The 19,447-nt window shown below is 63.3% G+C and carries 15 protein-coding genes; 6 read left to right on the forward strand and 9 right to left on the reverse strand.

Features of this window, described 5'->3' with window-relative positions:
• Positions 1-20: 20 nt before the first annotated feature.
• Both B0G81_RS06280 and B0G81_RS06285 read right to left on the reverse strand, forming a co-directional pair.
• Positions 21-950: a 3-keto-5-aminohexanoate cleavage protein gene (locus tag B0G81_RS06280; protein WP_106277179.1), complete on the reverse strand. Its 930-nt coding sequence runs from the start codon at positions 948-950 to the stop codon at positions 21-23.
• A 41-nt stretch (positions 951-991) separates the two neighbouring features.
• Positions 992-1,951 (reverse strand): choline ABC transporter substrate-binding protein, encoded by a 960-nt coding sequence (locus tag B0G81_RS06285; protein WP_181916934.1) that lies wholly within the window; start codon positions 1,949-1,951, stop codon positions 992-994.
• A gap of 350 nt (positions 1,952-2,301) precedes the next feature.
• On the opposite strand from B0G81_RS06285, the gene B0G81_RS06290 reads away from it, so the two are divergent.
• Together B0G81_RS06290 and B0G81_RS06295 are read left to right on the forward strand one after the other, a co-directional pair.
• Positions 2,302-3,327: a GlxA family transcriptional regulator gene (locus B0G81_RS06290; protein WP_116123336.1), complete on the forward strand. Its 1,026-nt coding sequence runs from the start codon at positions 2,302-2,304 to the stop codon at positions 3,325-3,327.
• Positions 3,328-3,436: 109 nt separating this feature from the next.
• Positions 3,437-3,763, forward strand: coding sequence for a DUF4148 domain-containing protein (locus B0G81_RS06295; protein ID WP_134133906.1), 327 nt, complete (start codon positions 3,437-3,439; stop codon positions 3,761-3,763).
• Positions 3,764-3,959: 196 nt separating this feature from the next.
• On the opposite strand, the gene gabD is transcribed toward B0G81_RS06295, so the two are convergent.
• The gene (gabD, locus tag B0G81_RS06300) at positions 3,960-5,420 is read right to left on the reverse strand and encodes an NADP-dependent succinate-semialdehyde dehydrogenase (RefSeq protein ID WP_134133907.1); all 1,461 of its coding nucleotides are present in this window, start codon (positions 5,418-5,420) and stop codon (positions 3,960-3,962) included.
• Between the two features lie 10 nt (positions 5,421-5,430).
• The gene (locus B0G81_RS06305) at positions 5,431-6,714 is read right to left on the reverse strand and encodes a 4-aminobutyrate--2-oxoglutarate transaminase (protein WP_012426408.1); all 1,284 of its coding nucleotides are present in this window, start codon (positions 6,712-6,714) and stop codon (positions 5,431-5,433) included.
• A gap of 123 nt (positions 6,715-6,837) precedes the next feature.
• On the opposite strand from B0G81_RS06305, the gene B0G81_RS06310 reads away from it, so the two are divergent.
• Entirely contained in the window at positions 6,838-8,343 is a 1,506-nt protein-coding gene (locus tag B0G81_RS06310) for a PLP-dependent aminotransferase family protein (protein ID WP_134133908.1), read from the forward strand.
• Positions 8,344-8,361: 18 nt separating this feature from the next.
• Here the strand turns inward: B0G81_RS06310 and B0G81_RS06315 are convergent, their stop codons facing one another.
• The 5 genes from B0G81_RS06315 to phnC form a co-directional block, all read right to left on the reverse strand.
• Positions 8,362-8,934 (reverse strand): PIN domain-containing protein, encoded by a 573-nt coding sequence (locus tag B0G81_RS06315; RefSeq protein ID WP_134133909.1) that lies wholly within the window; start codon positions 8,932-8,934, stop codon positions 8,362-8,364.
• 3 nt (positions 8,935-8,937) lie between these two features.
• A complete protein-coding gene (locus B0G81_RS06320) occupies positions 8,938-9,396 on the reverse strand; it encodes a helix-turn-helix domain-containing protein (RefSeq protein WP_134133910.1) in 459 nt (152 codons plus the stop codon).
• 108 nt (positions 9,397-9,504) lie between these two features.
• Positions 9,505-10,347: a phosphonate ABC transporter, permease protein PhnE gene (gene phnE, locus B0G81_RS06325; protein ID WP_134133911.1), complete on the reverse strand. Its 843-nt coding sequence runs from the start codon at positions 10,345-10,347 to the stop codon at positions 9,505-9,507.
• A complete protein-coding gene (gene phnD, locus B0G81_RS06330; RefSeq protein ID WP_116145703.1) occupies positions 10,344-11,321 on the reverse strand; it encodes a phosphonate ABC transporter substrate-binding protein in 978 nt (325 codons plus the stop codon). The genes phnE and phnD overlap by 4 nt, the downstream gene beginning before the upstream one ends.
• Positions 11,322-11,362: 41 nt before the next feature.
• Positions 11,363-12,268 (reverse strand): phosphonate ABC transporter ATP-binding protein, encoded by a 906-nt coding sequence (phnC, locus tag B0G81_RS06335; protein ID WP_134133912.1) that lies wholly within the window; start codon positions 12,266-12,268, stop codon positions 11,363-11,365.
• Positions 12,269-12,560: 292 nt separating this feature from the next.
• On the opposite strand from phnC, the gene B0G81_RS06340 reads away from it, so the two are divergent.
• The 3 genes from B0G81_RS06340 (at position 12,561) to B0G81_RS06350 (ending at position 19,402) form a co-directional block, all read left to right on the forward strand.
• Positions 12,561-13,595 (forward strand): M14 family zinc carboxypeptidase, encoded by a 1,035-nt coding sequence (locus B0G81_RS06340; protein ID WP_134133913.1) that lies wholly within the window; start codon positions 12,561-12,563, stop codon positions 13,593-13,595.
• A complete protein-coding gene (locus B0G81_RS06345) occupies positions 13,592-14,392 on the forward strand; it encodes an alpha/beta hydrolase (RefSeq protein ID WP_134133914.1) in 801 nt (266 codons plus the stop codon). Before B0G81_RS06340 ends, B0G81_RS06345 begins: the two co-directional genes overlap by 4 nt.
• Before the next feature lie 168 nt (positions 14,393-14,560).
• Positions 14,561-19,402 carry an NAD-glutamate dehydrogenase gene (locus tag B0G81_RS06350; RefSeq protein WP_134133915.1) on the forward strand — a complete coding sequence of 1,614 codons (4,842 nt, stop codon included), beginning with the start codon at positions 14,561-14,563 and terminating at the stop codon, positions 19,400-19,402.
• Positions 19,403-19,447: the final 45 nt, after the last annotated feature.

Below are 19,447 nucleotides of genomic sequence, written 5' to 3' on the forward strand. Positions count from 1 at the left end.
GGTGAATCAAGCCGGGTGAATCAGGCGTACTGTCCCGCTGCACGCCGCTCCAACTGACGCTCGCCACGCGCGGGCAGGCCGAGCTTGCGGCGCCCTTCGGCGGGTGTCAGCGCGCGCGCGCCGAGCCGTTCGATAATTTCGACCGCGCGCTGCACCAGCGTGCCGTTGGTTGCAGGCACGCCTTTGTCGAGCCAGATGTTGTCTTCGAGGCCGACGCGTACGTGGCCGCCGAGCAGCATCGCCTGCGCGACCATCGGCATCTGCATGCGGCCGATGCCGAAGCCCGCCCATTGCGCGCCGGGCGGCAGGTTGTCGGCCATCGCTTTCATGGTGGTGGTGTCGGCGGGCGCGCCCCAGGGAATGCCGAGGCAGATCTGAAACAGCGGCGGCGCGTCGAGCAGTCCTTCCTTGAGCAATTGCTTCGCGAACCACAAATGCCCGGTATCGAAGATCTCCAGTTCAGGCTTCACGCCGAGTTCCTGGATGCGCCGCGCGCCGGCTCGTAACTGTGCGGGCGTCGACACATAGATGTAGTCGCCGTCGCCGAAATTGAGCGTGCCGCAATCGAGCGTGCAGATTTCCGGCAGCAGTTCCTCGACATGCGCGAGGCGCGTGAGGCCGCCGACCAGATCCGTGTTCGCGCCGAAGCGCATCGGGTCTTCGCCCGGACCGATCTCCAGATCGCCGCCCATGCCGGCTGTCAGGTTGATGATCACGTCCGTGCCCGACGAGCGGATGCGGTCGACCACCTCGCGATACAGCTGCGGATCGCGGCTGCCGCGTCCGGTTTTCGGATCGCGTACATGGCAGTGCGCAACGGTCGCGCCGGCCTTCGCGGCTTCGATGGCGGCCTCGGCGATTTGCTTCGGCGTGACGGGAATGGCCGGATGCTTGCCGACGGTATCGCCTGCGCCGGTGACCGCGCAGGTCACGATGACTTCATGATTCATGCGAGCTGGTTCCTGTGGATTGATATGCGCGACATTCGGAGTCAAAGACCCAGATAGGCCTTGACCGCGGGCAAGCCATCCTTGCCGTCGTAGGTCTTCACGCCGGCAAGCCAGGCATCGAGTACCTGCGGGTTTTTCTTTAGATACGCCTTGGCGGCGTCGGCGGGCTTTTCCTTGTTCATCACCGATTGCATCACCACGTTTTCGAGCTGCGTCGAAAAGCGCAGATTGCTCACGAGCTTGCCCGCGTTCGGGCAGCGCGTCAGAAAGTCGGGGGACGTCAGCGTATAAACGCGTGCTTCGCCGTCGTTCGGGCCGAATACGCCGTCGCTGCCGGTGAGGTATTTCATGTCGATCTGGATGTTCATCGGATGCGGTTCCCAGCCGAGAAAGACCACCCATTTCTTCTCGCGGATCGCGCGATCGACCGAGACCAGCATGCCTGCTTCACTCGATTCGATCAGCTTGAAGCCGCCCAGCCCGAACTGATTGTTGGCGATCATCTTCAGGATCGCCGCGTTCGCGCTGCTGCCGGGTTCGATGCCGTAGATCTTGCCGTCGAGCTGATCGCGGTGTTTGGCGATGTCGGCGAAGGTCTTCAAGCCCGCGTCGTATTCGTAGCTCGGCACGGCGAAGGTGGCCTTGGCGCCGGTCAGGTTGGGCGGCTGCAGCACCTGGATCGATTTCGAATCGACGAAAGGCGCGATCGCCTTTTCCTGCACCGGCCACCAATAGCCGAGCGACACGTCGAGCTGTTTGCTCTTCAGGCCCGCAAACGAGATGGGCACGGAGGCGACGGTCGTCACCGGCTGATAGCCGAGCCCTTCGAACACGGTCGAGGCGAGCGCGGTGGTCGACGTGATGTCGGTCCAGCCGATATCGGCGAAGTGCACCGCGCGGCAGGCGGCGGGATCCTGGGCGAACGCGGGTAGCGCGGTAACAGCGGCGCCGACGGCCGCCGCGAGACACGCAAGATGGGCAAGCAGGGTTTTGATGCGCAACTTCATGACGTTCCCTCTTCTGACTCGGGTGACAACGTGTTTCGAACCGGGCCGCTTCGCCTGAGCAAACGACATGAAGCGAAGCGGCGCCCCGGACATGCGATACCGCTGGTGTGATGCCTGAACTGCACGAATGACGTAACGTTAATGCCCCATATTTCAGCCAAAGCGACCGCCAGCGACCGGTTCTTGCCCCCACGCGACCATGAGGGAAAACCTGTGCCGTGCACATTGCGATGCAACATCGGCTTAGCGCGAATTTTGGCGTGCCTTGCCGGCTTGGCTGCTGCTTGCTACGCTCGCCGGGAACCCGCGTCCGCCTGCGTTTTTCCTGATCGAGTCCGAGCACGATGCCCGAAGATATGTCGTTCCTGTTGCTGCCGGGCTTTTCGGCGATCGGTTTCATGTCGGCAGTGGAGCCTTTGCGCGTGGCGAACCGCTTTCGCGGCGATCTGTACCGCTGGCGCATTCTGAGTCTCGACGGCGCGCCGGTGGCCGCCAGCAACGGCATTTCAATCAACGCGGATGCGGCCATCGGCGACGTCGATGCGGTGCGCACGCTCTTCGTCGTCGCGGGCTTCGAGCCGCTCGCCTGCTACACGCGCGTGCTGGGCGATTGTCTGAAGCGCCTCGCGCGCGCGGGCGCGACGCTCGGCGGTATCGACACCGGCAGCTTCGTGCTCGCGGAAGCCGGGCTCCTCGGCGGCGCGGATAGCGTGACTGTGCACTGGGAAGCGCTGTCGGCATTCCGCGAGCGCTATCCGTCGCTCGATGCGAGCCAGGAGCTGTTTGAAATCGGAGCGCGGCGCATTACATGCGCAGGCGGCACGGCGTCGATCGACATGATGCTCGATCTGATCGGCCGCGAGCATGGCGCCGCGCTGGCCTCGGCCGTCTCGGAGCAATTCGTGGTGAGCCGTATCCGGCAGCGCTCGGACCATCAGCGCATGGAGGTCGCGGCGCGCTACGGCGTGCACAACCGCAAGCTGATTCAGGTGATCGGCGTGATGGAACAGCATATGGAAGAGCCGCTCACGCCGGACCAGCTCGCACGGGAAATCGGCGTTACTCGGCGGCAACTGGAGCGGCTCTTCTGCGCGTCCCTGAAGGACACGCCAACGCATTTCTATCAGCAGTTGCGCCTCACGCGTGCGCGCGAATTGCTGCAACAGACCGACATGTCGATTACTTCGATTTGCGTGGCATGCGGATTCGAATCGCCTTCGCATTTTTCGCGGACCTACCGCGCGCGTTTCGGCGCGAGCCCGAGAAGCGACCGGCAAGGGACGGGCGGCCGGAATGCCGGTGAGCTGGCGCCGTCGCCGGGGCAAAACCTTGTGTCCGCGCCCCAGTTATCCCATTTATCGCAACAGTGAATTCGACGATTGGGGGTTTACCCTATATTCATTGACTCCTAGACTGCCTCCATACGCTGCAGACACAGGTTCGCAGCATGGCAAAAAACAATCTCTGGAGGTAGGTGTCATGAAATCCCTGGTCGAAGCTGTTGTTGTCGCCGCTCTCATTTCCGCTCCGCTCGCCGCTTTTGCTCAATCGAATCAGCCGGTTACTCGTGCTCAGGTGCGCGCCGAACTGATCCAGCTGGAAAAGGCCGGCTACAACCCGGCCACCGCGAACGACGAAGAATATCCGTCCAACATTCAGGCTGCGGAAGCGCGCGTCGCCGCACAAAAGAGCGCTGCCCGCACAAGCGGTTACGGTTCGGCCACCAATGGTTCGTCGCAGGCAGGCAGCCGTTCGGACACGACGAACAGCTCGTACTCGGCTCCGGTTGTGAACTACGGTCGTTAATCGATCGCGTAGGGTGTAGTAGATGTAGCAGGGCGCTGGATCGTCGTGATCTTCCAGCGCCTGTAAAACGGCCTGACACTGCAAGAGTGGTCGCTGCCACGACACAGTGCGTCTGTATCAACCGGGCCAACGAAAAACGGCCACGTCAGACATGCCGACGTGGCCGTTTTTCACTTTGTCACTTCCAGCTTCGCGTTCAGATCCCGCCGACGCACATGTACTTGATCACCACGTAATCGTCGATGCCGTAGTGCGAGCCTTCGCGTCCCAGGCCCGATTGCTTGACGCCGCCGAACGGCGCGACTTCGTTCGAGATCAGGCCCGTGTTGATGCCGACCATGCCGTATTCCAGCGCTTCGGCGACACGCCACACGCGACCGATATCTCGGCTATAGAAGTACGAGGCCAGGCCGAACTCGGTGTCGTTCGCGAGGCCGATCACTTCTTCATCCGACGAGAAGCGGAACAGCGGCGCGAGCGGTCCGAAGGTTTCATCGCGTGCGACCTTCATGGCGGGCGTGACATCCGCGAGCACGGTCGGCTCGAAGAAGCCATGACCGAGCGCATGACGCTTGCCGCCGGTGACGATGCGCGCGCCTTTGGCGAGCGCGTCTTCGATATGCGACTCCACCTTGAGCACGGCCGCTTCGTTGATCAGCGGACCTTGCGTTACACCGTCTTCGGTGCCGCGGCCAACCTTGAGCTGTTCGACGGCAACGCGCAGTTTCTCGGCGAACGCATCGTAGACCTTGTCATGCACGTAGAAACGGTTCGTGCACACGCAAGTCTGGCCGCTGTTGCGATACTTCGATGCAATCGCGCCGGCCACCGCGGCGTCCAGATCCGCGTCGTCGAATACGATGAACGGCGCATTGCCGCCGAGTTCGAGCGACACCTTCTTCACCGTCGGCGCGCACTGCGCCATGAGCAAACGGCCGACCGGCGTCGAGCCGGTGAACGACAGCTTGCGCACGATCGGATTGCCGGTCATTTCCGCGCCGATCGCTTTCGGCTCGCCGGTCACGACGTTGAACGCGCCGCGCGGCACGCCGGCGCGTTCGGCCAGCACCGCGAGGGCGAGCGCGGAGAGCGGCGTGGCTTCAGCCGGTTTGACGATGATCGGGCAGCCCGCCGCGAGCGCCGGGCCGACCTTGCGGGTGATCATCGCGGCCGGGAAATTCCACGGCGTGATGGCCGCGCAAACGCCGATAGGCTCTTTCGTCACGACGATGCGTTTGTCGTTGGCCGGCGTCGGGATCGTGTCGCCGTTCACGCGCTTGCCTTCTTCGGCGAACCATTCGAGGAACGACGCCGCGTACTGGATTTCGCCCTTGGCTTCGGCGAGCGGCTTGCCCTGTTCCGTGGTGAGGATTTTCGCCAGGTCGTCGGCATTCTCCATCATCAGGTCGTGCCATTTGCGCAGGATCACCGCGCGCTGCTTGGCGGTCGTGGCGCGCCATGCGGGCCACGCGGCGTTCGCCGTGTCGATGGCGCGGCGTGTCTCCGCCGTGCCCATGCGCGGCACTGTCGCGATCGTTTCGCCCGTGGCGGGATTTTTCACTTCGAAGGTCGTGCCGTCGTCCGCGCCTTGCCATTCGCCCGCGATATACGCGTGGCTTTTCAGCAGCGACGGGTCCTTCAAACTCAACGTGATCATGTGGGTTTCCTTAAGCCGCGACGGTGACGCTGTCCTTGATCACGTCTTCGAGAATCGCCATGGCTTCGTCGAAGACCGCGTCTTGAATCGTGAGCGGGAACAGGAAGCGCACCACGTTCGAATAGACGCCGCACACCAGCAGCAGCAAGCCGCGTTCGAGCGCGCGCGTCTGCACGCGTTTGGTGAACTCCGCATCCGGCTCCGTGCCGCCCGCCTTGCAGAACTCGACGGCGACCATCCCGCCGGGGCCGCGCACGTCGGCGATTTGCGGCACGTCGCTTTGCAGCGCGATCAGCTTGGCCTTGACGCGGTCGCCCAGCAGCGTGGCGCGTTCGCAGAGCTTCTCTTCGTCGATGATATCGAGCACCGCATGCGCGGCGGCCACCGCCAGAGGGTTGCCCGCATATGTGCCGCCGAGTCCGCCAGGCGCCGCCGCGTCCATCACGTCCGCGCGGCCGATCACACCCGACAGCGGCATGCCGCCCGCGAGACTCTTGGCGACGGTCATCAGATCGGGCACCACGTCGTAGTGGTGCATCGCGAACAACTTGCCGGTGCGCGCAAAGCCCGTTTGCACTTCGTCGGCGATCAGCAGGATGCCGTGTTCGTTGCACAGCTTGCGCAAGGCGCGCACGAATTCGGCGGGCGCCGGATAGAAGCCGCCTTCGCCCTGAACCGGTTCGAAGATGATCGCGGCGACGCGCTTCGGATCGATGTCGGCCTTGAAGAGGAATTCGATCGCCTTCAGCGAGTCGGCCGTGGTCACGCCGTGCAGCGGATTCGGGAACGGCGCATGGAACACGTCTGACGGGAACGGGCCAAAGCCGATCTTGTACGGCGCGACCTTGCCGGTCAGCGCCATGCCCATCAGCGTGCGGCCGTGGAAACCGCCGGTGAAGGCGATCACGCCCGGACGGCCGGTTGCGGCGCGGGCGATCTTGATGGCGTTTTCGACGGCTTCGGCGCCGGTCGTGAAGAACGCTGTTTTCTTCGGATGGTCGCCCGGCGCGCGCTCGTTGAGCTTCTCGGCCAGTTCGACATACGACGCGTACGGCACGATCTGATACGCCGTGTGGGTGAAGTGATCGAGCTGGTCGCGAATCGCGGCGAGGATCTTCGGATGACGATGGCCAGTGTTGCACACGGCGATGCCGGCGGCGAAGTCGATGAAACGGCGGCCCTCGACGTCCCACAGTTCCGCGTTTTCAGCGCGCTCGGCATAGAAATCGCACATCACCCCGACGCCGCGCGGCGTGGCGGCGTCTTTACGGCTTTTCAGTTCTGCGTTCTTCATGGTCATCTCCTTCGCTCCTCGGTTTTTGCGGACGCCGCGCGCTCAGCGCGGCACATGCAGCGACTATAATGAGATTTGGCTCTTAACTTCAGAGCCATTTCAATAAAAATGTAGGAGCCAATAATGCGCGCGAGCGTTTTGTCCGACTGGCTGGCCCAGCGCCTCGACCGGGGCAACGGCCAGCCGATCTATCGCCAGTTGCACCGGCTGTTGCAGCAGGCGATCCTGTCGCGCGAATTGCCGCCGGGCAGCAAGGTGCCGTCGTCGCGGTTGCTGGCGCAGGAGTTGGGCATTGGGCGCAACACCGTCACGCAGGTGTACGAGCAGCTCGTGCTCGAAGGTTATGTCAGTTCAGCGACCGGGCGCGGCACGTTTGTCGCCGACAGCGCGCCGGAGGAGATCGTCGGCGTGCCCGATGCCGAGGCGCCCGCCACGCGCTCCGAGCCGGCGCCGCAGCAGGCGCGGCGCGCGCTTTCCACGCGCGGCACCCGTTTGATCGCCGGCGCGGGCGTGTCCAAGCGGCAGTGGGGCGCCTTCATGCCTGGCGTGCCCGACGTCACGAAGTTTCCGGCGCGCGTCTGGAGCCGCCTGCACAATAAATATTGGCGGCGGCTGCGCCCGGACCTGCTGACGTATGCGCCGGGCGGCGGCTTGGCCTCGCTGCGGCACGCACTGGCCGACTATCTGCGCACCTCGCGCTCGGTGCGCTGCACGCCGGAGCAGATCATCATCACGACCGGGATTCACCAGTCAGTCGATCTGGCCGTGCGCCTGCTGTCGGATCCGGGCGACGTGATCTGGACCGAAGACCCGTGTTATTGGGGCGTGCGCAGCGTGCTGCACGTGTCCGGTCTGGAATCGCGGCCGATCGCCGTCGACGAGGAAGGCATCAATCCTTCCGCCGACGACCTCGCGCATCCGCCGAAGCTGATGCTCGTCACGCCTTCGCACCAATACCCGCTCGGCATGGTGATGAGTCTCGCGCGACGCCGCATGCTGCTCGAATACGCGCGGCAGAACCAGTGCTGGATCATCGAGGACGACTACGACAGCGAATACCGCTATGGCAGCCGGCCGTTGGCTTCGTTGCAGGGTCTGGATACGTCGGGGCAGGTGATTTACGTGGGCAGCTTCGGCAAGACGCTGTTTCCTGGGTTGCGCATCGGCTACCTCGTGGTGCCCGAAGCGCTGGCGGAGAGCTTTGCCACGGCGAGCGCCGAGTTGTATCGCGAGGGGCAGTTGCTGCAGCAGGCGATGCTCGCGGAGTTCATCGCCGAAGGGCATTTCACGTCGCATATCCGCAAGATGCGCACGTTGTACGGGCAGCGCCGGCAGACGCTGCTGGACGCCGCCGCGCAGCGTTACGGCGACGCGTTGCCGGCGGTGGGCGGCGACGCCGGTCTGCATCTCGTGATGCAGTTGCCCGATGGCAGCGATGACCGGCGGGTTGCAGCCGCCGCGCTGGAGCGCAATATCGTCGTGCGGCCGTTGTCCGGGTATTACGCGCAGCCGTTGCTGGCGCCGTCGGGTTTGCTGATCGGCTACGCGTGCGTGCCTGATGAGGAGATCGCGCCGGCGTTCAACACGCTGGCCGATGCGATCGATGCGACGCTGCCGGAGTTTGTGTGAGGGGGAAGCGCGCTTTGTTCAGATAGCGATGCTGTATGGCCGGACAGCCGAAACAGTTTGCGTGAGACCGAGGCTGGCCAAAGTGTCGAGATACTCGTCGACGGACTTTGATGGGTTTTTTAACGATTTCCTGTGCTCGGCCATTGCTTCGAGCACCTTCGCCTGGTTGAGGTCGAACAGATCGGCGATGAAGTCGTCCGGATGTTGCGCGGTTACGTTGAACGTACTCAAGGCGGCAGCAGGAAAGTCTCTCAGATTGAACGTAACAATAAGCTCGGCCCCGCAATGGACCGCGGCGGCGACGACGTGTGCATCAGTGGGATCCGGCAACTCGATAGCCGCTATCAAATGCTCGAAGTTTTCGACCAATGCATCGCGAACATGGGCGTCCATGAGTTCGCGAACGCGATAGATTTTGGCGCGATCCAGGTCCGGACGGTTTGCGATCAGGTTGCGCACCCATTCGTCATGGATAGCGCGAGTCCAACGCGCGCGGAAGAGATCAGTCAGCGCCAGACGCATCAACAGGTCACGCAATGGTTGGGAGTACAGAACGCAAGCGTCGTAGACAGCGGTGAAATGTGACGACATCGGCTATTCCAGACCCATGTCCTGTGACAATGCCGCCATTTCGTCCAGCGCGTTGCGCCGCTGTGTATCAACGCGATTCTTGTAGGCCATCACGTCTTCGTACCGTACGCGCCGGTGAGTGTTCACCTTGCGGAACGGGATCTCTTTCTTCTCCAGCAACTGCACGAAGTACGGCCGCGACACGTTCAGGAGATCGGCAGCTTCCTGCGTGGTCAGTTCGGCGTGAATCGGAATGATAGAGACGGCGTTCCCCTGGCCGATCTCAGTCAGAACATCGACCATCAGACGCACGACGGACGTAGGCAACTCGACGGTGCGCGTTTGGCCCCTGTCGTCCTTGAAGTCGAACTGCTGTGTCTCGGCGCGGCTGGACAGCACCACAGACAGATTCCGGCTGGAGGTGCGGGCAAGCTCGGCCTCCTGTTGGGACGGAAGCGGGGTGGGATGGATGGTGGTGTTCATGGCGCGACTCGGCTCCTTCGATTTCGTCATTCTAAATCGAAATATTCGAAATCGCAATAAACGAAACTGGAGCGAAGGGCGGGTGAGCGGCCGTCAGGCCGCCAACCTTCAGGTCACGCGCTCGCGCAGCCACGCCGAAACGAGGTCGATCACCGTCACGACCACGATCACCATGATCATCACGGCGGCCGTTTGCGCATAGTTGAACGAGCGAATCGCTTCGTACAACACCACGCCGATGCCGCCCGCGCCGACCATGCCCACCACCATCGCCGAGCGCACGTTCGATTCGAAGCGATACAACGCGTACGAGATCCACAACGGCAGCACTTGCGGCAGCACGCCGTAAATGATCTCGTCGAGACTGGTCGCGCCGGTGGCGCGCACGCCTTCAGCCGGGCGCGGATCGATGGCCTCGACCGCTTCGGCGAACAGCTTGGCGAGCACGCCAGTGGTGTGCACCCACAGCGCCAGCACACCCGCAAAAGGACCGAGCCCGACCGCGACGATAAACAGCATCGCGAAGACCATCTCATTGATCGCGCGGCACGCGTCCATGATGCGGCGCATGGGCTGCACGATCCACATCGGCGCCATGTTGTGAGCGGACATCAGTCCGCACGGCACCGCGCACACGAGCGAAAGCGCGGTGCCCCACACCGCCACCGAGAGCGTCACGTACATCTCGTGCAGATAGCTGCGCCATTCGGTGAAGTCGGGCGGAAAGAAGTCCTTGGCGAACTGGCCCATGTTGCCGGAGTCGCTGAGCAGATCCAGCGGACGCATGTCGGCGCCGTGCCACGCGCCGCCCAACACCGCCAACACCGCGATCCAGCCGACGAGCGAGAGCCAGCTACGCTTGCCGGCCGCCAGCGCGGGATGACGTGCCGCCTGGGCGTCGAGCGCTTCGCTCGCGCGCCCCGGCGACGTGATCAGATCGACCGTGTTCATTGCTTCGATTGCGCGATATTCAGCGCGCTCAGCTTCGCGTCGAGTGCGGCCAATTGGGTCTTGCGATCGTCATCGGAGAGATGTGTGTCGCTCGCGATCTTCTGCTTCTGCTGGAACAGCGCGACCTGGCGGATCGGCAGCAACTGCGCATCCGACGATGCCGCGAAACCGCCGTAGCCGAAAATGCCGGCCATTACCGCCTTTTCGTGTGCATCGGTCTTCGCATAGTTGACGAAGAAGTTGCGCAGCTTGTCCTTGGTGGCTTGCGGCAGATCCTTGCGCCACACGATCGGGTCCGACGGAATCAGCGGCGAGGTCCACAGCACGCGCACTTGCGCGAACTTGTCCGGATGCTGCTTCTTCAAGGAATCGAGCATTTCGGTATTGTTGGTCGCGATATCGATCTTGTTGTTCACGACGGCCAGCAGATTCGCTTCATGACTGGAAGGCAGCACGGTTTTAAACGACGTATTGACCGGCGTGTTGTGCTGGGCGAACAGGTAGTAGCCGGGGATCAGCGTGCCGGACGTCGAGTTGGGATCGCCGAAGCCGAGCGTGACATCCTTCGTATTCTTGAATACATCGTCGAGCGTTTTGAAGCGGCTGTTCACGTTGGTGATCAACACGGATTTATATCCGGCGTCGCCATTCGCGTACACGGTCTTGGCAAACACCTCGCCTTGTGAACGATCCACCGCTTCGATCGCCGACGCATTGCCGAGATACGCAACCTGGACCTTGTTGAAACGCATGCCTTCGATAATGCCGGCGTAGTCCGTCGCGAAGAACGCCTTGACGTTCAGGCCGGTTTGCCTGTTCATGTCCTGAATCAGCGGTTCCCAGCGCTGTTTCAGCACGGAGGACGAATCGGTCGAAATGATGCCGAGGTTCAGGTCTTCGGCTTGCGCAGTGGCGACAGCGGCAAGCGTCGCCGCGCCGACGGCCAGCGTGATCAATGAACGCAGGAATTTCATTGTTTGAGATCCGGTTGAGTTGACAGAACGAATGGGCGCGCTCAGTTCGAGTGCGCCGGATTGAGTGCGAAGGCGTAGCGCATGGAGGCGGGCGCGGTGTCCTGAAGCGGTGTGCCGCCGTTAGCGGTTTTCGTGTCGAGATCGTCCGCGCTTATGGCCGCTTCATCGAGCAACTCGCGGGCGTCGTCGCCGTAGAGTTTCTTGAGCAACGCAGGCGTGAGCGCGGCGGAAGGTCCGTCGTAGACCACCTTGCCGCGGCGCAGCGCAATCGTGCGCGGGCAGTACTGCATCGCGATGTCGACCTGATGCAGCGAGACCAGCAACGTGAGTTGATGCTCGACGTTCAGCGTGCGCAGCATCTCCATCACGCGGCGCGCCGACTCGGGATCGAGCGAGGCGATCGGTTCATCGGCGAGCACGATACGCGCGCGTTGCACCAGCGCACGGGCAAGCGCGGCGCGCTGCTGCTGGCCGCCGGAGAGATTGGCGGCGCGTCCGCGCGCATGTTCGCCGATGCCGACTTCGTTCAACGCAGCCATCGACAACGCCCGCTCGGTGCGCGGAAAACGGCCGCAGAGTCGACGCCACAACGGCAACCGTGCGAGCGCGCCGATCAGCACATTGCTTTCGACGGAGAGGCGGTTCACCAGATTGAATTGCTGGAACACGAAGCCGATATCGCGGCGAATGCTGCGCACTTCCCGCACGATGCGGCCGTTCTGCTGAATGGGCCGGCCCAGAATCGAGATCTGCGACGGCTGCGCATCCGAAGCCGTGAAGCCCGCGATATGACGCAGCAGCGTCGACTTGCCGGAGCCCGAGGCGCCGATCAACGCAACCATTTCGCCCGGTTCGACGCGCAGATCGATTTCATCCAGCGCCTTGCGGCCGTTGCTGAACGTCTTGCTCAACCGTTCGATACGAATTGCTTCCCGAATTGCTTCCATGACTACCCCTTGATGCATCCGGCCTCTGCCGGCATGTGTGGGGCTCATTCTAGGAAGCGTCTGTGACGGTTGAGTGAAGGCATCGCAACGTCTAGACGACTATATCTATCCGTGTCTTTTTTGCGTCGCGGGCAAGGCAGATTGGAGTCAATCGTTCGAAATAGAAAATGACATGCATGTGACAGGATTTGCGCCCGCCGGCGCCGCTTCAGCATGAGCGCCGCCGGCCAGGCTATATTGCGTCAATCGGTGTGCCGTCCCCATTAACCTTGCAATTGCTTGCGACATCGTCATGCAGCCTCTGAGCTTCCTTCCCGACAGTTTTGCGGAGTACGAAGATCTCAGGACGATCCTCGAGCAGGGCAGTGCGAGCTTCGCGATCCGCACCGTCTGCGAGACGACGGTGCGCGGCCGGCACTTCGCCGTGCAGACCGCGAGCATCGGATCCACCGACCCGCAAGCGCCGGCAATCGGCTTTTTCGGCGGCATTCACGGGCTCGAACGGATCGGCTCGCAACTCGTGCTCGACTACATGCGAGCGCTGCTCGCGCGGCTCGAATGGGACGAACTGCTGGTGCGCCAATTGCAGTCGATTCGTCTGATCTTTATGCCGATCGTCAATCCGGGCGGCATGTGGGCGGCCACGCGCGCTAACCCGAACGGCGTCGACCTGATGCGCAACGCGCCGCAGAACGCCGACGAACGCGTGCCGCTGCTGGCAGGCGGCCAGCGCGTGGGTGCGTGGCTGCCGTGGTATCGGGGCCGCGAGGGCGAGCCAATGGAGCCCGAGGCCTCGGCGTTGCTGCGGGTGGTCGAAACCGAGCTGGCCACGCGGCCGCTGAGCATCGCGCTCGATTGCCACTCCGGCTACGGCTGGAGCGACAGCATCTGGTTTCCGTACGCACGCACCCGCAAAGTGATGCCGCATCTGCCGGAAATGTACGTGCTGAAGACCATGTTCGAACGCGCGCATCCCCATCATGGCTACGCATTCGAACCGCAGAGCCATCAATATCTGTTGCACGGCGATCTGTGGGACTTCGCTTACGACCGCGCGCCCGCGCCCAACGTCTTTCTGCCCATGACCCTCGAACTCGGCTCCTGGCTGTGGATCAAGAAGAATCCGCGCCAGTTGTTTTCGCGGCAGGGCATGTTCAATCCGGTGAAGGCGCATCGCACGGCGCGCGTGCTGCGGCGTCACGCGAACCTGCTCGACTTTCTGGCGCGCGCGGCCTTTTCGTCGCAACGCTGGCTGCCGCAAGGCAATCGTCGCGAGCAATTGCTGCAAAGCGCGATCGACCATTGGTATAACCCGGACAGCGTATGAGCACGTGGATCCTGCTGCGCGGCCTCACGCGTGAAATCCGCCACTGGGGTCGCTTGCCCGGCCTGCTGCAAGGCGCGCTCAATGAAGCGGCCCTTCAGGCGGGGGCGCCTCGCCGTCTGCTGCTGCTCGATCTGCCGGGCAACGGCGAATTCACGCATTTGCGCGCACCGTCGACGGTCGCCGACATGGTCGGCTTCGTGCGCAATGCCGCTCTGCAAAGCGGCATGCCGGGTCCCTATTGCGTGCTGGCCATGTCGCTCGGCGGCATGGTGGCGACGGACTGGGCGCAACGACATCCCTACGAGATCGAACGGCTGGTGCTGATCAATACGAGCATGCGGCCGTTCAGCCAGATGCAGGAGCGCTTGCGTCCTTCCGCATGGTCTGGCCTGCTGGGCGTGGCCGCGCACTGGCGCGACGCGCCGCGCGCGGAACACGGCATTCATCGGCTGACGTGCAATAACGTGCAGACGCTGGGTGACGATCTCGACACCTGGAGCCGCATTCGCCGCAGCGCGCCCGTGAGCCGTGGCAATGCGTTACGGCAACTTTGGGCTGCGGCGCGTTTCACCGCGGGCACGGCGCGGCCGGAATGCCCATTGCTGATCCTCTCTTCGCGGGTCGACAAGCTGGTCGACCCTGTGTGCTCGGCAAAGCTGGCGGCGGCGTGGGGCGCCCTGCATTGCGAGCATCCGTGGGCCGGCCACGACCTGCCGCACGACGACCCGGCGTGGACTAGCGAACAGGTTCGCGCATGGCTCGCGCAGGAGCACGCGGTTCCCCGGGCCGTGCTTTAAATAGCCGGGCATGCCGTAACGATGCATTCACCGGCAGCGGGTATAACCTAAGTGCCGTCGTCCGTCGCATGCCGGTCGTCAGGTGCATAATTCCCTTCAGACGATGCATGCGAATCAAGCGAGTATCAGGCCATACCCGCCAATGCCGCCCAGCCGGGGGAGTTGATCATGCAAGCAAAGAACGAAGAAGCCGTTACGCACTTGCTGAACGATGTCGTCGAATTTGCACGAGGGCGATTGCCCGAGCCAACCTTCAAGGTCGTCGAGACCTTTCTGCGGCACTACTACGATTTCGTCGACGCGGACGACCTGCAAAGCCGCTCGATTGCCGATCTCTACGGCGCGGCGCTCGCGCACTGGCAAACGGCGCAGCGCTTCGTGCCCGGCGCCGAACGGCTGCGCGTCTATAACCCGATTCTCGAACAGCACGGCTGGCACTCCGATCACACGGTGATCGAGATCGTCAATGACGACATGCCGTTTCTGGTCGATTCCGTCTCGATGGCGGTCAACCGGCAGGGCCTCGCGCTGCATTCCGTCGTGCATCCGGTGTTTCGCATCTGGCGCGCGCCCGACGGCAGTATCGCGCGCTTGATCCAGGGCGCAGAAGAAGCGACCGATACGCGTTCGCAGTTGACGTCGTTCATCCACTTCGAAGTGGACCGTTGCGGCGACGCCGCAAAACTCGACGCGCTGCGTGATGAAATCGCCAAGGTGTTGCGCGACGTGCGGGCGGCCGTCGAAGACTGGCCGAAGATCGTCGAACTCGCGCGCGTTACGATCAAAGGCATGAAAGCGGGCGAGGGCGGACCGGAAGGTCTGGAAGCCCGCGCGTTTCTCGAATGGATGGTGGCCGATCATTTCACCTTTCTCGGCCAGCGCGATTACGAACTGGTGCAGCACGACATCGGCTACGGTCTGCGCGCGGTGCCGGGTTCGGGTCTGGGCATTCTGCGCGATGCATTGCGGCCCGCCGGCGCCGCCGAGATCACGCCCTTGCCGCCGGCCGCGGCCGAGATCATTTCAGGGTCGTCGCCGATCTTTCTGACCAAGGCCAATTCACGGGCCACCGTGCACCGGCCGGGCTATCTGGACTATGTCGGCATCAAGCTGACCGGCGCGGACGGCAAGGTGACCGGCGAGCGGCGCTTCATCGGCCTCTATACGTCGACGGCATATTTCGTGTCGGCCGCCGAGATTCCGATCGTGCGGCGCAAATGCGCGAATATCGTGAGACGAGCCGGTTTCCTGCCGAAAGGTCATCTGGCGAAATCGCTCGTCACGGTGCTCGAAACCTATCCGCGTGACGAGCTGTTTCAGGCCGAAGAGAATCAGCTCTACGATATCGCGCTAGGCGTGCTGCGTTTGCAGGAGCATCAGCGCACCCGGCTGTTCGTACGGCGCGACCGTTTTGACCGTTTCGTGTCGTGTCTCGTGTTCGTGCCGCGCGACAAGTACAACACCGACCTGCGTCAGCGCATTGCCAATCTGCTGGTCGACGCATTCAACGGCGAGAGTGTCGAGTTCACGCCCTTGCTGTCGGAGTCGACGCTGGCGCGCATTCACTTCGTGGTGCACGCGAAGCCGGGCGGCATGCCCAACGTCGATACGCGCGAACTGGAATCGCGGCTCGTGCAGGTCGCACGCCGCTGGCAGGACGATCTTGCCGACGCCTTGCTCGACGCCTTCGGCGAAGAGCAGGGCAACCGTCTGCTGCAACACTACAGCGATTCTTTTCCCGCCGGCTATCGCGACGACTATCCTGCCCGCACGGCGGTGCGCGATATCGAACTGATCGAACGCGTGCAAGGCAGCGAACGGCTTGCCATGAACCTGTACCGCCCGATCGAATCGGGCCCGCGCGCGTTTCGCTTCAAGGTGTATCGCGCGGGGTTGCCGATCGCCTTGTCGCGCAGTTTGCCGATGCTCGAACATCTCGGCGTGCGTGTCGATGAAGAGCGGCCCTATCTGATCGAGGCGCTGGGCGCGACGCCCGCGTGGATTCACGACTTCGGGCTCGAACTCGCGGACGACGCGGAGTTCGACATCGAACGCGTCAAAGATCTCTTTGAAGAAGCCTTCGAAAAGGTCTGGACCGGCGCGATCGAAAGCGATGACTTCAATCGCCTCGTGTTGCGCGCGCAATTGAATGCGCGCGAGGTGACGATCCTGCGCGCGTACGCCAAGTATCTGCGGCAGGTCGGCTCGACCTTCAGCGACGCGTATATCGAGCGCGCGGTGACCGGCAATCCGGCGATCGCGCGCATGCTGGTCGAACTGTTCGTGGCCCGCTTCAATCCGGTATTGGGCGAGACGCGCGAGGCGCGCGTCGACGGCTGGCTCCATACCATCGACAGCGCGCTCGACCAGGTGCCGAATCTGGACGAAGACCGCATACTGCGGCAATTTCTCGGCGTCATCAAAGCCACCAAGCGGACCAACTACTATCGCTTCGACGCCGACGGCAAACCGAAGCCGTATCTCTCCTTCAAGTTCGATCCCGCGCAAGTGCCCGGCTTGCCCGAACCGAAACCGATGTTCGAAATCTGGGTGTACTCGCCGCGCGTGGAAGGCGTGCATTTGCGCGGCGGCCGCGTGGCGCGCGGTGGTTTGCGCTGGTCGGACCGGCGCGAGGATTTCCGCACGGAAGTGTTGGGCCTGATGAAGGCGCAGATGGTGAAGAACGTGGTGATCGTGCCGGTCGGTTCGAAAGGCGGCTTCGTCGTGAAGAATCCGCCGCCGCAAACCGAACGCGACGCGTGGATGCGCGAAGGCATTGCGTGTTATCAGACCTTCCTGCGCGGCCTGCTCGACGTGACCGATAATCTCGCCGGCACGACTATCGTGCCGCCGCCCGACGTGGTGCGCCACGATCCCGACGATCCCTATCTGGTGGTCGCGGCCGACAAAGGCACGGCCACGTTCTCCGACTATGCGAACGCGATCTCGCAGGAATATGGTTTCTGGCTCGACGATGCGTTTGCCTCGGGCGGCTCGGTCGGTTACGACCACAAAAAAATGGCCATCACCGCGCGCGGGGCGTGGGAGTCGGTTAAGCGGCACTTCCGCGAAATGGGTGTGGATACCCAGACCATGGACTTCACGGTGGTCGGCGTGGGCGATATGTCGGGCGATGTGTTCGGCAACGGCATGCTGCTGTCACCGCATATCAAGCTCGTGGCCGCGTTCGACCATCGGCATATTTTTCTCGACCCGAATCCTGATCCGGCGGTCAGTCTTGCCGAGCGCGGGCGTCTATTCGTTCTGGACCGTTCGAGTTGGGCCGACTACGATCCTTCGCTGATCTCGGCGGGCGGCGGCGTGTTTCCGCGCAGCGCCAAGACCATTCCGCTCTCGCCGGCGGTGCAGTCGGTGCTCGGCATCAGCGCGCCGGCGCTCGCGCCCGCTGAACTGATGCGCGCGATCCTGCAGGCGCCGGTCGATCTGCTGTACAACGGCGGCATCGGCACGTACGTGAAGGCGAGCCGCGAAACGCATCTGCAAGTCGGCGACCGTGCCAACGACGCGATCCGTGTCAACGGTTCCGACCTGAGATGCAAGGTCGTGGCCGAAGGCGGCAATCTCGGGCTCACGCAACTCGGGCGCATCGAGTTCGCACAGCGCGGCGGCCGCATCAATACCGATGCGATCGACAACTCCGCTGGGGTGGACTGCTCGGACCACGAGGTCAACATCAAGATTCTGCTGGGCCTGGTCGTCTCCGACGGCGAGATGACGGAGAAGCAACGCAACGCGCTGCTCGCCGACATGACCGACGAAGTCGGTTTGCTCGTGCTGCAGGACAATTACTACCAGACGCAGGCGCTGTCGATTGCGGGCCGCTACGGCGTTGAATTGCTCGATGCGGAAGCGCGCCTGATGCGCTACCTCGAACGCGCGGGGCGGCTCAATCGCGTGATCGAGTTTCTGCCGACCGACGAAGAAGTCGCCGAACGGCAGGCCGCGAGGCAAGGGCTCACCACGCCGGAGCGCGCCGTGCTGCTCGCCTACAGCAAGATGTGGCTGTACGACGCGCTGCTCGAATCGTCGATGCCGGAAGATCCGCTCGTCAGCGACATGCTGGTGGAGTATTTTCCGAAACCGTTGCGGCAGCGCTTCAGCGAGCCGATGCAGCGCCACCCGCTGCGCCGTGAAATTCTCGCGACGCATCTGACCAACGCACTCGTGAATCGCGTGGGTTGCGAGTTCGTGCACAGGTTGATGGAAGAAACCGATGCACAGCCAGGCGACATTGTGCGGGCCATCATCATGGCGCGCGACGTGTTCAATCTCAACGATGTGTGGCGCAGTATCGACGCGCTCGACAACCGTGTCGCCGACGACATCCAGGCGCGCATGTTCGTCGAAGTCGCGCGGCTGGTCGAGCGCTCGGCGCTGTGGTTCCTGCGGCAATTGCAATCGGGCGCGGTCAGCGACCGCGACGTGGCCGGCCTGCTCGCGCGTTGCCGCGACGCGGCGCAACGCCTTGCGCCGCAATGGCCCGCGCTGTTGCCGAACGCCGATCTCGAAGCGCTCTCCGAGCGGCAGCGCGTATTCGCGGACGCCGGCGTGGATAGCGAACTGGCGGTGCGAATCGCGAGCGGCGAGATCTCGGCTGCGTTGCTCGATATCGCCGAAGTGTCGTCCACCTGCGGGCGCAGTCTCGAACTGGTGGCCGGCGTCTATTTCGCGCTCGGCACGCTGCTCAGTTCCAGCTGGATCAGCGAGCGCGCGGCCGCGTTGCCGGCGCCCACGCATTGGGACATGCTGGCGCGCGCCACGGCGGTGGCCGACATCGCGCGTCTCAAACGCGCGCTGACGACGAGCGCATTGGCCGGCGCCGATGAAGCCTCCACGCCCGAGGCGCTGGTCGAGGCATGGCGTGAGAAGCGCACCGCGCAACTGGAACGCTACGAGCGCCTGCTGGCTGACCTTCGGGCCACGGGCGGTGCGAGCCTGTCGATGCTCCTGGTGATCGTGCGTGAAATGGCGGCGCTCGAAAGGGCATAACGAGGCTTGAGGCGAAGGAAGGCGAACGAGGTAGAGCGCAAGCGG

Origin of the sequence: Paraburkholderia sp. BL6665CI2N2 (assembly GCF_004366535.1) — a bacterium.
GTDB lineage: Bacteria > Pseudomonadota > Gammaproteobacteria > Burkholderiales > Burkholderiaceae > Paraburkholderia.